Source organism: Enterobacter cloacae complex sp. EB5, from assembly GCF_031432835.1.
GTDB lineage: Bacteria > Pseudomonadota > Gammaproteobacteria > Enterobacterales > Enterobacteriaceae > Enterobacter > Enterobacter hormaechei_C.
This window is the reverse complement of the sequence record NZ_CP133860.1, coordinates 4,137,068-4,150,512: the sequence shown is the minus strand read 5'-3', so window position 1 is coordinate 4,150,512 and position 13,445 is coordinate 4,137,068. Positions and strand designations below refer to the sequence as shown.

General features: G+C 53.9%; 9 protein-coding genes and 2 pseudogenes. 4 read left to right on the top strand and 7 right to left on the bottom strand.

Going from position 1 to position 13,445, the window contains the following annotated elements:
* The first annotated feature begins 45 nt into the window (after positions 1-45).
* Positions 46-1,725 carry a C4-dicarboxylic acid transporter DauA gene (gene dauA / locus RHN82_RS19985; protein WP_047051593.1) on the top strand — a complete coding sequence of 560 codons (1,680 nt, stop codon included), beginning with the start codon at positions 46-48 and terminating at the stop codon, positions 1,723-1,725.
* Here the strand turns inward: dauA and RHN82_RS19980 are convergent.
* A complete protein-coding gene (locus RHN82_RS19980; RefSeq protein WP_047051594.1) occupies positions 1,711-2,769 on the bottom strand; it encodes a MerR family transcriptional regulator in 1,059 nt (352 codons plus the stop codon). The genes dauA and RHN82_RS19980 overlap by 15 nt on opposite strands.
* 120 nt (positions 2,770-2,889) lie before the next feature.
* Positions 2,890-3,165, bottom strand: a complete 276-nt coding sequence (gene ychH / locus RHN82_RS19975) for a stress-induced protein YchH (protein ID WP_003856655.1) — start codon at positions 3,163-3,165, stop codon at positions 2,890-2,892.
* Between the two features lie 274 nt (positions 3,166-3,439).
* On the opposite strand from ychH, the gene pth reads away from it, so the two are divergent.
* Together pth and ychF are read left to right on the top strand one after the other, a co-directional pair.
* A complete protein-coding gene (gene pth / locus RHN82_RS19970; protein ID WP_008499504.1) occupies positions 3,440-4,024 on the top strand; it encodes an aminoacyl-tRNA hydrolase in 585 nt (194 codons plus the stop codon).
* Positions 4,025-4,150: 126 nt separating this feature from the next.
* Positions 4,151-5,245, top strand: coding sequence for a redox-regulated ATPase YchF (gene ychF / locus RHN82_RS19965; protein ID WP_003856650.1), 1,095 nt, complete (start codon positions 4,151-4,153; stop codon positions 5,243-5,245).
* A 548-nt stretch (positions 5,246-5,793) separates the two neighbouring features.
* On the opposite strand, the gene RHN82_RS19960 is transcribed toward ychF, so the two are convergent.
* Positions 5,794-6,582, bottom strand: coding sequence for a macro domain-containing protein (locus tag RHN82_RS19960; RefSeq protein WP_048338787.1), 789 nt, complete (start codon positions 6,580-6,582; stop codon positions 5,794-5,796).
* Positions 6,539-7,792, bottom strand: a pseudogene (locus RHN82_RS19950) (RHS repeat-associated core domain-containing protein); the annotation flags it as partial. The pseudogene RHN82_RS19950 and the gene RHN82_RS19960, both read right to left, overlap by 44 nt.
* Between RHN82_RS19950 and RHN82_RS19945 the strand changes: the two are divergent.
* Positions 7,780-7,881: pseudogene (locus RHN82_RS19945) on the top strand (DUF933 domain-containing protein); the annotation flags it as partial. The pseudogenes RHN82_RS19950 and RHN82_RS19945 sit on opposite strands and share 13 nt — an antisense overlap.
* Before the next feature lie 56 nt (positions 7,882-7,937).
* Here RHN82_RS19945 and RHN82_RS19940 read toward each other — a convergent pair.
* The 3 genes from RHN82_RS19940 to RHN82_RS19930 all read right to left on the bottom strand — a co-directional run bounded on the left by RHN82_RS19940 (position 7,938) and on the right by RHN82_RS19930 (position 13,443).
* Positions 7,938-8,186: a hypothetical protein gene (locus RHN82_RS19940; RefSeq protein WP_224213908.1), complete on the bottom strand. Its 249-nt coding sequence runs from the start codon at positions 8,184-8,186 to the stop codon at positions 7,938-7,940.
* A 392-nt stretch (positions 8,187-8,578) separates the two neighbouring features.
* Positions 8,579-9,061: an SMI1/KNR4 family protein gene (locus RHN82_RS19935; protein ID WP_047051724.1), complete on the bottom strand. Its 483-nt coding sequence runs from the start codon at positions 9,059-9,061 to the stop codon at positions 8,579-8,581.
* 11 nt (positions 9,062-9,072) lie between these two features.
* Positions 9,073-13,443 (bottom strand): RHS repeat-associated core domain-containing protein, encoded by a 4,371-nt coding sequence (locus tag RHN82_RS19930; RefSeq protein WP_047051725.1) that lies wholly within the window; start codon positions 13,441-13,443, stop codon positions 9,073-9,075.
* Positions 13,444-13,445: the final 2 nt, after the last annotated feature.

Sequence of the window (13,445 nt, the reverse complement as noted above, 5' to 3'; positions counted from 1 at the left end):
TGCCATTCATATGACAGATGATGCGCACACGGATGATAGATAATTGTGAAAAACGTAACCTCCTCACATGTTCTGCCCTTTCGCGCCCTCATCGACGCCTGCTGGAAAGAGAAATACACATCGTCACGCTTTGTTCGTGACCTGATAGCCGGGATCACCGTCGGGATTATTGCCATCCCGCTGGCGATGGCGCTGGCGATTGGTAGCGGCGTCGCGCCGCAGTACGGGCTGTACACCTCGGCCGTTGCGGGGATTGTGATTGCGCTGACGGGCGGGTCCCGCTTCAGCGTCTCCGGCCCGACTGCCGCCTTTGTGGTGATCCTCTACCCGGTTTCCCAACAGTTTGGTCTGGCAGGCCTGCTGGTTGCCACCCTGATGTCCGGCATCTTTTTAATTCTGTTTGGTCTGGCCCGCTTTGGTCGCCTGATTGAATATATTCCCCTTTCCGTAACGCTGGGGTTCACCTCGGGGATAGGGATTACCATCGGGACCATGCAGATTAAGGATTTCCTCGGCCTGCAAATGGCCCATGTTCCGGAGCACTATTTACAGAAAGTGGGCGCGCTGTTTATGGCGTTGCCGACGGCCAACCTGGGCGATGCGGCCATTGGCATCGTTACACTCGGCACACTTATCGTCTGGCCTCGCTTAGGCATTCGTCTCCCGGGGCATCTGCCCGCTCTGCTGCTGGGCTGCGCGGTGATGGGCGTCGTCAACCTGCTCGGTGGACAGGTCGCCACCATTGGCTCCCAGTTCCACTATGTTCTGGCGGACGGCTCACAGGGCAGCGGCATTCCGCAGCTGCTGCCGCAGCTGGTTCTGCCTTGGGACATGCCGGGTTCCAGCTTTACCCTGAGCTGGGATTCCCTTCGCGCTCTGCTGCCCGCCGCATTCTCCATGGCAATGCTGGGCGCGATCGAATCCCTGCTCTGCGCCGTCGTGCTCGACGGCATGACCGGCACTAAGCACAAAGCCAACAGCGAGCTGGTCGGCCAGGGCTTGGGGAACATCGTTGCACCGTTCTTCGGCGGTATTACCGCTACGGCTGCGATTGCGCGTTCCGCCGCGAACGTACGTGCGGGCGCGACATCACCGGTTTCCGCGGTCATTCACTCCCTGCTGGTGATCATGGCGCTGCTGATCCTTGCCCCGCTGCTTTCATGGCTTCCACTCTCTGCCATGGCTGCGCTGCTGCTGATGGTGGCCTGGAACATGAGTGAGGCGCATAAGGTGGTTAACCTGCTGCGCCGCGCGCCGAAAGACGACATTATCGTGATGCTGATCTGCATGTCGCTGACCGTGCTGTTCGATATGGTTATCGCCATCAGCGTCGGCATTGTGCTGGCCTCGCTGCTCTTTATGCGCCGCATCGCGCAGATGACGCGTCTCTCCCCGGTTAACGTTGAGGTGCCTGACGATGTGCTGGTGCTGCGCGTGATCGGCCCGCTGTTCTTCGCCGCAGCGGAAGGTTTGTTCAGCGATCTGGCGTCCCGCATCGCGGGCAAACGGATTGTGGTCCTGAAATGGGATGCCGTCCCGGTGCTGGATGCCGGCGGTCTGGATGCCTTCCAGCGCTTTGTTGCCCGCCTGCCGGAAGGCTGTGAACTGCGGGTGAGTAACCTTGAATTCCAGCCCCTGCGCACCATGGCGCGCGCGGGCGTGCAGCCGATCCCTGGCCGATTGTCCTTCTACCCTAACCGTGAAGCTGCATTAGCGGATCTGTGAGTCATCTGATGCAGAGACGCGTCTTTGCATCATCACCCCGATCGCCTGCTGGAGCCATTCAAGCACGGCAGGCGTCATCCACGTGCCCTTCATCAGATGCGGCTCCTGCTGCATGGCGAGGCGAAATTTTTGCTGGGTCTGCGGGTTTGTTCCCGCATAGGACTGGAATAAAACCAGCCAGTTTTCTGCCAGCTTTTGCGCATCGTCAGAAGCGGGACTGAGATTATCCCGCTGCGCCTGATGCAGCTTCGCCACCAGCGGCGGCCACTCCATCATCCGGTCAAAGTAGTGCGCCCGGGTAAAGGCCATCTCTTCGGCAGTGAGATATTTCTCCCAGATGCTGAGCTTTGATTCGGCAAACGCCCGCGTGATGTAATCAGTTATCTCCGGCGTAATGCCGGTTTGCTCCTGCATCTGCGGCTCCACGCTGTGCATCTCGTTCAGGCGGGTCAAAAATTCCGGTTTGCCTGCGGTATCCTGCTCCAGGCGTTCCATCCACCGTGAAGCCAAATCGGTCGCCCGCGCGTCCGTGACGCTGACGTTCTGTTCCAGCAAGTGTTTAACCTCCCTCACCAGCCCCGACCAGATATCCGCCAGCGCCTCTTTCTCTACCGCAAACGGCAGTTGCTGCAACTCTTCTTTGCTAAACCAGCGATCGTACATATTCATTAACTCCAGAGTCTGTAGCCAGGATTCCAGATCCGGCGTCGCATCGTCGGTCAGCCCGGTACGCAATTCCACCAGCCGGTTGCGCAGCGTATGGATGCTACGCAGTTGCTTGTCCAGCAGAGTGATTTGCCCGTCGAGTAATTCGGCTAATGTCAGCGAACGCTGTTCCAGAAAATCCCTGATTTCGGCAAGCTCCAGTCCGGCTTTTGCCAGCGCCTGGATCATATGCAGACGCTGCACATCCGCCAGGTTATAAAGCCGGTAGCCTGCCGCGCTTCTGGCAGAAGGTAACAACAGCCCTGTTTGCTCGTAGTGATGCAAAGTCCGCACGGTGATCCCGGCACGTTTCGCCAGTTCACCCACCTGTATCAACATAACGGCTCCTTTTGTTCTGCCAGTGTCGTTACTCTGAAGCCTTACGTTACGTGAGGGTCAATGCGTCATGCAAAAAAAAACGACTTCAGATGAAGTCGTTTCGGTGTTCTTTATGGGGCACTAGCTATGCTTGCGCTGGTCGCGGCGGCATCGTTTATCGTAATGACGCACCCACCAGTATTTATCGCAGACTTCCTCATGTCCGCTCACGCGCGCCCCGGCGAGCCACAGTACCGCACCGAGGAAGATACTCAGCACCGCGCCATGCGCAAAGTATTGTGGGAGGTCAAGCTGCGGTAATTGGTTTAAGATTGAATAACCGACACCGGCGACCATCACGAACAGTCCCAACCCCATTAGCACGTTACCGAGCATTGAAGCGTTTTTGCGTTTCATATGTCACCTCCGGAACTTTGGGTTGTCAGGGGAAAAGCCCCTTCTCCTTGTGTGTAAAGTATAGACAACGCCTCTTATATGAGTTGCGTGAATGATCACAATTACGGATAACGCACAAACAAAAGTTTACAAATAAGGCGTTGAACAGCTTGAAATTCTAATTGTTCAGATGAGTAATTATTCGAATTTCGCCGGGATAACCGCAGAATTTTGTCAAGCGGCGCGCCAGACAGTAAACTACGCGCCAGATCTGGAACCCATTAGGAATTGAATCGTGACGATTAAACTGATTGTCGGCCTCGCCAACCCGGGCGCGGAGTATGCGGCCACCCGCCACAACGCCGGAGCCTGGTACGTCGATCTGCTGGCCGAACGGTTACGTGCTCCCCTGCGTGAAGAACCTAAATTCTTCGGCTATACCTCACGTATCAACCTTGCTGGCGCGGATGTTCGCCTGCTGGTGCCCACCACCTTTATGAACCTGAGCGGTAAAGCGGTGGCGGCGATGGCTACGTTTTATCGCATCAATCCGGATGAAATTCTGGTGGCTCACGATGAGCTGGATCTCCCGCCTGGCGTAGCAAAATTCAAGCTGGGCGGCGGACACGGCGGTCACAACGGTCTTAAAGACATCATCAGCAAGTTGGGCAATAACCCGAATTTCCACCGTTTGCGCGTGGGAATCGGCCATCCGGGCGATAAAAACAAAGTTGTCGGTTTCGTGCTCGGTAAACCCCCGGTTTCCGAACAAAAACTGATTGACGAGGCGGTAGACGAAGCGGCGCGCTGCACTGAAATCTGGCTGCAAGACGGCTTAACCAAAGCGACAAATCGCTTACACGCTTTCAAAGCGCAATAATCCGCCCGATACGGCTTTTTTACCGCGCGTCATGCGGGTTACGTGTATAATAGGCGTAGTTATTTACTTTTCTTCAATCGGTTATCGTTAACGGATTGATTATCAAGATATTAAGGTGATTTAGAAATGGGATTCAAATGCGGTATCGTCGGTCTGCCAAACGTGGGCAAATCCACCCTGTTCAACGCGCTCACTAAAGCAGGTATTGAAGCGGCGAACTTCCCGTTCTGTACCATCGAGCCGAACACCGGTGTTGTTCCTATGCCCGATCCGCGTCTGGACCAGCTCGCGGAAATCGTGAAGCCGCAGCGCATTCTGCCAACTACCATGGAGTTCGTGGACATCGCGGGCCTGGTAAAAGGCGCATCCAAAGGTGAAGGCCTGGGTAACCAGTTCCTGACCAACATCCGTGAAACCGAAGCGATCGGCCACGTTGTGCGCTGCTTCGAGAACGACAACATTATCCACGTTAACAACAAAGTGGATCCGGCCGACGACATCGACGTCATCAACACCGAGCTGGCCCTCTCTGACCTCGACACCTGCGAGCGCGCCATTCACCGCGTGCAGAAGAAAGCCAAAGGCGGCGACAAAGACGCGAAAGCGGAACTGGCTGCGCTGGAAAAATGTCTGCCACAGCTGGAAAACGCGGGCATGCTGCGCGCGCTGAAAAACCTTACTGACGAAGACAAAGCGGCGATCAAATACCTGAGCTTCCTGACCCTGAAGCCTACCATGTACATCGCCAACGTTAACGAAGACGGTTTCGAGAACAACCCGTATCTGGACAAAGTGCGTGAAATTGCCGCGGCGGAAGGTTCTGTGGTTGTGGCGGTTTGCGCTGCCGTTGAATCCGATATCGCCGAGCTGGACGACGCCGACCGTGAAGAGTTCATGGCCGAGCTGGGTCTGGAAGAGCCGGGCCTGAACCGCGTGATCCGCGCGGGTTATGAGCTGCTGAACCTGCAAACCTACTTCACCGCTGGTGTAAAAGAAGTGCGTGCGTGGACCATCCCTGTGGGCGCGACCGCGCCTCAGGCGGCTGGTAAGATCCACACCGACTTCGAGAAGGGCTTCATTCGTGCGCAGACTATCGCGTTTGAAGACTTTATCACCTACAAGGGTGAGCAAGGCGCGAAAGAAGCTGGCAAGATGCGTGCGGAAGGGAAAGACTACATCGTTAAAGATGGCGACGTGATGAACTTCTTGTTTAACGTTTGATTTGTTTTGAATGAAAAAAATCCACGCTTTGGCATGGATTTTTTTATAGAGTAACGAACTTATCTCCTTTTGCGCAGATAGAACTCAAGATATTTTTTAGGTCTATCCTGAAACGCACGCTCTTTGCCGTAATTATAAGCATCGTTAAAATATTTATACGCTTCCTCGAATTGATTCAATTCATAACAGACCATGCCGAGATCGATTAAGGGTGCAGTGTCTATATCCGATCCACGTGTCCGTAATGTCGTCTTTCCCCATTTCTTTGCCTCAGCGTAATCCGCGAGATCAAAACATGCGCTGTACATGCAGGCAGCGATCCAGTTGGCGAGTTCCCATTCGAGCTTTGGCTCAGGAAGCGCTTGCCAGGCTTTTTGGTATTGCTCTAAAGCCTCGACGTATTTTTTATCATCGTGAAACTCGTTTCCTTGTTCAATAGTATATTATTATAGATATTATCATACTTAAGTTCTTGCCCTTTTAAATAAAAAACCTTGCCTAAGAAACCGCCAAAAATACCATAATATATGGTTAAATTTTATTTAAAATCATAAATTTATTACATTGCAATCAATCATTTTATAGCAAATATTTTTTAGTATTAATGACTCTATAACATTCCAATCACCACCACCGAGGCCAGCTCCTATCCTTGGCATTTGTACAGAAAGGCGATTCACTAAAGCAAAGTCAGATAATTTTTCAAGACAAACTTCCAGAGAGTCATAACATACGTATTGTTTTTTGTCGTTGATATTTTTCTTTATACCATCCTGCGCATACATATTAGCAATAAATATCTTCTCCTGAGCATCAACCATAACAAAATCAACCACCCCTAATTCTGGGGAGTTATTTTCTTTGAAGCTACTAAGATAGCTTTTTTTTGCCGCAGGATATTTATTTGAAAGGGACAGAACAAAACCTTTACCCCACTTCCCTTTATTATTCACAATATGAGCAATAACTGTGGATTTTTTCAAAGGTTCCACAGCATCTCCAAACAAGTATTTTATTCGCTTTTTTTCTTGCAATGAACTCGTTGATGTTTGCCAGAAAACTTCAAATTCCTCATTCGAAATTTCTTCGGCGTCACTTAAGTCCAGGTCGCTTTTCTTACCATCATACAGCAGGAAGCCAACTTTTTCATTTTTATCTAGCAAAGAGGAAGAAGCATAATAATTACCATCTATAATATTTATTTGTCGCGTGGCTACCTCTCCTATGAACTCATTGAGAATAGTCCCTTCACCTGCAATAAAATCAACACTTCCTTTATAATATTTTTTCACCTCAACCACAACTCCTCCCACTTTTAACAATTCTTTTAGAGACATCGAGATCTTTTGTGTTTAAGATCAAAAATGTATTTTTCCGGGGTTCAATTACATCTAAGCCAGTAACATCTATTTCGACAAAATGGCTTAAACCTTTTAATTTCCTCGCATCACCATATATATCAGCTGCTAATTGACCCAGAGACATTTTTCCAGTTCCTCCAACATCTTTGAGTGTTCGTCCGCCAATCATTTCAGGTCTGATATTAGTGAAGTATTGTCCATCCCCGAAACGGGCGTGTATATCTCCTGATGAAGGTCTTATTACACCACTTTCCGTGATACCTTTCATCCCTTCTTCAGTCGTGTAGTGAATTAATGTTTTAGGAGTCAACCCCCACGGATCCACCCACCCCAGCGTGTTCGGCGCATACTGGTAAAGGTTTATCCCCCCCGCCAGCCCTATCGGGTCCTGCTGCGTAAACCGTCCGCAGTCCGGGTCGTAATACCGGAACAGATTGTAGTGCAGCCCTGTCTCACGGTCCAGGTATTGCCCCTGCATACGCAGGTTCTGGGAATATCCTGATACCTGCGTCTCGCTTTCCCGCAGCAGCTTGCCCCAGGCGCTGTTCACGCCTTCCCAGCGCACCTGCCCTTCGATATCCGTCATCCGCTCCGGCGTGCCGTTGGGCTGGCAGTGGAACTAGAAGATTTCCGGGGCATCAACGCCGTCAATACGTGCCAGCGGATCGTAGCTGTCCTGATCGCTGTAGACGTAGGTCAGCGGCACATCCCCGTGCACCTCCTGCAACAGCCGGAACCCTTCCCAGACAAACCGGGTGGTGACTGGCTTGCCGGTCGGCTGCCCAAACAGCATCTGGCGGCGCGTTTTGCTGATGCGACGCCCGAGCGGGTCATAGCGGAAGCTGACCTGCGTCTGCGGCCTGTTGCGGTCCCGCGGCTGGCTGATAACCTCCGTCAGGCGATGCTCGCCGTCGTAGCGGTAATGCCAGCGGTACCAGCTGAACGGGTTATCGTCCCGCTCTTCACTCACCAGGTTATTGCGGTAGTCGTAATCCCAGCGGCGAAACCAGCGGCGCGGCGACGGACGCTGGGCATTGCCGGTAAAGACGTCCCGGCGATGCAGGCGGCCAAGACGTTCGTATTCACTGCGGGTGGTCAGCAGCCCCTGGGTGCGGCTGGTCTCACGATGGAGTTCGTCGCGGGTTAAATTGAAGATCGACAGCTTATTGAGAACAAGGTGAGCAAGGCGAGAAAGAATCAGGCAAGATGCGTGCGGAAGGGACAGATTATATCGTTAAAGATGGCGATGTGATGAACTTCCTGTTTAACGTTTGATTTGTTTTGAATGAAAAAATCCACGCTTTGGCGTGGATTTTTTTATTGCGAGTCTATCAATAGATAACTAGTTTTCCCGCTGGCCAAATACCTGACCACCCACAAGGCATATAACCAGCTTCATAAACATTAAACAATCCATTAAAAAAGAACGGCTCTCGTAGTAAAGAACTATACGCATCTTCAAGCATGTAATTGACAAGATCCCATTTTAAGTTCTCAATCATTGAGCTTTTCTCAGACTCTGGGAAGATTATTTTTTGGATAATATCATTCTCCACAACATTCTTAGCTTCTTTGACCAAAGAATTCCAGTATTGATATTTGTTAGTGTGTTTTTTTGCGAGATAACCCGTTATTTTATTAACAGCCTCCCGGGTGCACCCTCCCATTCATCACTATTCAGGCCTTTTATAAAAAAAGCTAAGGGACTGAGACTGGAGAACCCCAGGGAGTGTCGTTGCCTTACCAAGATTAATAAACCAATTAATTTTATTTAACCTGTCTATTGCTAGCTGGGATATTTTCATATTTTAACCTGATTTATTTTTCTTGGGAGTTCCAGGTGTGTTAATACTACCAAGCGCGCTATGCTGCTTTGAAATAAAACCCTATGATTTGCCATAGGGTTTTATTAAAACAATCTCAAAACAACAGCAACCGCATTAAATTAATCGCTTGAATTATTAAAGTTTTCTTAAGAAAGCTCTTCTTCTGTTACTAATCCATTAACAAAGTTGGAAAATGAATTTGTCAGATATCTTTGAAGTTTTGTGTGATTCTCTTGCATAGTCAAATCCTCATCAAAAGAATCTGTAGCAAAGTATACAATTGAGTAATTATCTAAATCCAGGCAGAAGAAATTTCCTCCCCAATCATTTGCGAAGGGAAGCAGGTTTTTAGGAATCACTTCCCTACCCAACATGTTGATATAGCAACCGTCAACTAAAGATCTAGGGTCATCATTTGTCTGACTATTATAAACAAACGGTTTAAACCATGCCACCTCTATTGGCTCAAAATCTTCATCATCGCCCCACCAACTTTTCTCAGGAGTGCCACCATTAAATTGCAAATAATGTGAAACGAAATCATCCGGAAGAGTAATAGATAACTTCTCTTCTATTTTGGCTATATCTTCACGTCCAATCTTTTTTTCACAGTTACTGAAATGATTCATAGATTTATACCTCACTGGTGACAGTTTGCACGCAATTTTTTCGGAACACGCCCCTTCAACCAGCCTTTAGAATGGGAAACAGCAATGGCTTCTTGGGAACCATATTTTACACCAAAATATTTCTCGAATTGTGAGACTGAGCCTTTATGTGGGAAAGTAGCTTCATGCGCAGAAGTTTTTACTAATTGCATTGTTGTCCTTCCTGTGGCTGGGTCAAAATCATCGACATGATGCCATGTATATCCGGTTGCTTCACTTTTAGAGATACCGGCTGCCTTGAAAGCCTCGGTGAAATCTCTATCTCGAGTTCCTTGCATTGTAATAGATACAATGTTTTGTTTCGTTCCATTGATTGGGAAAAGATCTGGGCTTCCTGTAAAGTCGACTCCCTTTAATGCCAACCCCCACGGATCCACCCACCCCAGCGCATTCGGCGCATACTGGTAAAGGTTTATCCCCCCCACCAGCCCTATCGGGTCATGCTGCGTAAACCTTCCGCAGTCCGGGTCGTAATACCGGAACAGATTGTAGTGCAGCCCTGTCTCACGGTCCAGGTATTGCCCCTGCATACGCAGGTTCTGGGAATATCCTGATACCTGCGTCTCGCTTTCCCGCAGCAGCTTGCCCCAGGCGCTGTTCACGCCTTCCCAGCGCACCTGCCCTTCGCTATCCGTCATCCGCTCCGGCGTGCCGTTGGGCTGGCAGTGGAACCAGAAGATTTCCGGGGCATCAACGCCGTCGATACGCGCCAGCGGATCGTAGCTGTCCTGATCGCTGTAGACGTAGGTCAGCGGCACATCCCCGTGCACTTCCTGCAACAGCCGGAACCCTTCCCAGACAAACCGGGTGGTGACCGGCTTGCCGGTCGGCTGCCCAAACAGCATCTGGCGTCGCGTTTTGCTGATGCGTCGCCCGAGCGGGTCATAGCGGAAGCTGACCTGCGTCTGCGGCCTGTTGCGGTCCCGCGGCTGGCTGATGACCTCCGTCAGGCGGTGCTCGCCGTCGTAGCGGTAGTGCCAGCGGGTCTGGCCGTTATCCTTCTCCACGGTGCGGCCGTGGATGTCATAGCGCCAGCGAATGCCGTTGAGGTGCGTCAGACGGTTGTGCGTGACCTTCTCAGCAGAGCCTTCGAGCGGGTTACCGGCTGCATCCCAGCGCCACTGCTCCTGGCCAGGCAGCGTGCCGTCCTGAACGAGCAGGCGCCCGGTGCTGTCGTACTGCCAGCGGTACCAGCTGAACGGGTTATCGTCCCGCTCTTCACGCACCAGGTTATTGCGGTAGTCGTAATCCCAGCGGCGGGACCAGCGGCGCGGCGACGGGCGCTGCGCATTGCCGGTAAAGACGTCCCGGCGATGCAGTCGTCCAAGACGATCGTATTCGCTGCGTGTGGTAAGCAGCCCCTGCGTACGGCTGGTTTCACGGTGGAGTTCGTCGCGGGTAAAGTCGGAGACCGAGAGCTTATCAAGCGCGATGCTGAGCAGATGCCCGCTGCCGTAGTAGAACTGTTTCAGCTCCCGACCATCGGGCAGCGTGACGGAGGTGCGGTTACCCAGCGCGTCATACTCCCACGCCAGCTCCCCGTGCTCGCCCGTTTCGCGCGTGACGCGCCCGAGCGCGTCATACTCAAACACAAGCTCCTGCTCGGCCTCGGCGCTCCAGGCATCGGCTGAAAGCGCGGGATGCAGCCCAATCCGGCTCAAAAGTCCGGACGGGGTGTAGTGGTAGCGGGTCTGCCCCTCCGGCGTGGTGCGGGCGACCAGCTGGCCGCTCGCGCTCCAGGCGAAGGCATGGGTAATGGCCTCCGGATGTCCGGCGGCAAAGGTGCGCGCTATCGTACGCCCGCAGGCATCGTAGCGATACTGCGAGGCCACGCCATCAAGCCCTACCTCTTCCAGCAGTAGCGAGTCCGCGCCCCAGCGGAACTGATACGCTTCGCCGTTTTCGTTTTCCAGGGCAATCAGACGCCCGCGGCTGTCCCAGCGGCGGTGCACCTCTTCACCCTGCGTATTACGGGTGGCGGTTAAGCGCCCTGCCTCGTCGTATCTGAACTCGCTCTCTTTCCCGTCGGCGCCCGCATGCTTCACCGGCAGGCCACGTTCGTTCCATTTGAGCGACTCGGTCCAGCCTTCTGGTCGGTCGAGCTGCACCGGACGCCCCGCGGCGTCGTAGCGGTAACGCGTCTCTTCGCCGTCGGCGCGGATCTCAGCCACCAGCCAGCCCAGCGGATGATAACGGTATTGTGTCACACGGCCCGAACAGTCCGTCGCACGCACCATCTGCCCGGCTTCGTTGTACTCCTGGTAGCGGCTGTTCCCGGCGGCATCAACTTCTTCAACCACCTGACCAAACTCGTCCCGACGCAGCATCGTGGTCTGCCCCATCGGATCCACCACGCGTTTCAGCCCATGATGTTCGTCATACAGGAACCGGGTGGCGCTACCGTCGGCTTCGATGATGGACGCCGGAAGCGCACGGTGCTCCAGCCAGGTGGTGGTGCGAGTATTGCCATCGGCGTCGATCTCCTGCACCCGGTTGCCCATCTCGTCATAGACGAAAGTAACGGCATTACCCAGCGGATCGATGCGACGCGTGAGGAGTTCGTTGTCATCCCACTCGTAGCGCCAGTTCTCACCGCGCTCGTCAACGTAGCGAACAATCAGGTTTTGCGCGTTCCAGTAATGCTTTCGCGTCTGACCGTCGTAGTGATCGACGGTCGTCAGCCCGGCGGCTAAATCGTAGCTAAAGCGACAGCCGTCGCCGGTGCTGGTGCGGTTTTCCACCACGCGCCAGTGGTCAAATTTTTGCCAGCGGTATTCGCTCTCCAGCCCACCCGGCAGACGGTGCCAGACCATCAGTCCATCATCGTTATAACGGTATTCACGGGTTACTACGCCGGAGGCATCCGTTGCGCTGGCCAGCTGGCCGCGCGCGTCGTACCCCCAATGCATCAGCGGCCATGTCTGGTTGCCGTCAAAATGGCTGGCAGCGGTAACGCGCTGCGGGAAACGTTCATCGTCATAGCGCAGGGTGACATCGATCGCTCGCGGCTCATCGTGCAGACCGACCAGCCGCCCGTGCTCATCCCATTCCGTCAGCAACGCGTTGCCGTACTCGTCGCTGAGGGAGGCCAGGCGCAGGATGGAGGGGTTAGCGCGGGTCGGTTTATACAGACGCCACACCGCGCCGTCATCGTCAGCTATCGCCACGTCGCCGCTCTCATTGCGGCGGATAATGATGCCTTCGCTGATGCTGTAAAACGCGCGGTCGACCGGCGGCAGTTCAAAGCTCAGCTCGCGCCCGGTTTCATCGAACCAGGTGGCGTTGTTTTCTTCCAGCGTCAGATAGCTGTCAAAAGTGGTAGCCCAGCCCAGACCAAACAGCCCTTGGCGGGTGGTCAGGCTGTTGTAGCTGCGTTGCCAGCGCAGCGGAAAGCGCCCCGGCAGCGAGAAATCGAGTTCGTCGTCGTCATTCAGCACCTTCACGCCAGTGGCGGCGTGAACCGGGTGCGAGGAGCCGAACACGGCGTTGACAGCCATATCCGCCAGCATCCCGCCACCGGCAGCAGCCAGCGCGCAGGGCATGTTTTTCAGGATCTTGCCAGGACGCCCGCGCAGCAGGGAGAGCGCAATCATCCCCAGCGCCAGACCCGGCGTTTTGCCGCTTTTGATGTCGCGGACCGTGAGCGTGTCACCGCCGATGATCACGTTAGGGGAGACGTCGTCGGAAACGGTGCCCTCGCAGGTGGTGCGATCTTTTGCGCGCACCGCAGGCTGTCCGTTAATGAAGACGCTTTTCGAGCCTTCCGCCAGATACTGCGGCCCGGAGTGTTTATCACACGCCACCTTGTCTTCTTCCAGTGGCGAGGTCCCCGCGGCGGCAGAGGCGACGCTGGGCTGCCACATCTCGCTGCCGAACTGTCCGGCAGCGGAGAGCAGCATGCCCGCATAGTCGGCAAAGCTGCCCGGCGACTGAGGCTCCGGGGACGGGGTATCGGCAGGCGTTAACGTCCCGGCTGCGCGTGCAGCGGGAAGTTTATTTGTCAGAACGTTGCTCGAACCGGTGGTGATTTTGCCCGCGGGCGACGGCGGGAAAAGCGCGTTACCCAGCCCTTCAGCGGCGTTGCTGATATCGTCGGTGATCCCGGCGACGTTCGCCAGAACCCCGCCGATAATGCCGCTCAACAGACAGCTGGATCCAATCGCCGCCACGCCTGCCGCTGCGGCCCCGGCTCCCAGCAGTGGGGCCGCGACGGTCGCTGCCGCGCCCACCGCCGCGCCAATCACCGCATAGGCGGCACCTTCCGCCACAATGCTGGTTATATCAGCAAAAATGCTGGAGTGAATAATCTCGTCGCCCTTACGGGCCGCGTTGTTATCGCTCATGC